The sequence below is a fragment of the Streptococcus sp. KR genome (assembly GCF_002238115.1).
Taxonomy (GTDB): Bacteria; Bacillota; Bacilli; order Lactobacillales; family Streptococcaceae; genus Streptococcus.
In genome coordinates this window covers 1-472 of the sequence record NZ_NGVM01000138.1, presented here as the reverse complement: position 1 = coordinate 472, position 472 = coordinate 1, and the positions used below count along the sequence as shown (strand labels likewise).

Sequence of the window (472 nt, the reverse complement as noted above, 5' to 3'; positions counted from 1 at the left end):
TCAATCGGTTTCCGATCGGATGGACATTGCCTTTGGTAGAAAGACCGGTATGCACGTGCTTGATACGCCACCATATTATTCAATTCACATTGCGCCGGCTGTTCATTATACGATGGGTGGAGTTAAAGCTAACGATAAAACCCAAGTCCTTAAAGCTGACGGCCAGCCGATTCAGGGGCTGTACGCTGCTGGGGAAGTGGTCGGTGGCCTGCATGGGTCCAATCGCATTGGTGGAAACTCAATAGCGGAAACCGTAATTTTTGGTTTGCGGGCAGCTCAACAGGTACGAGATTATATTTTTGGAATGTGAGACTTCATTTAATTGTAAAAATCCAAAGAATGATCAAAATGATTGTTCTTTTTTTATTGATTTTGGGGGTAATTAATAGGACAATATATTCAATCAAGTACGAAATTATATTAATATATGTCCACCTTTGACTTATCGAGATTAATTTGGAGGTATTCAGCC

Annotated in this window: 1 protein-coding gene; it reads left to right on the top strand. The window is 41.1% G+C overall.

The features are described from left to right. A partial coding sequence (locus CBI42_RS11285; protein WP_142294132.1) for an FAD-binding protein occupies positions 1-310 on the top strand: 310 nt, incomplete at its 5' end. Between the last annotated feature and the right edge of the window lie 162 nt (positions 311-472).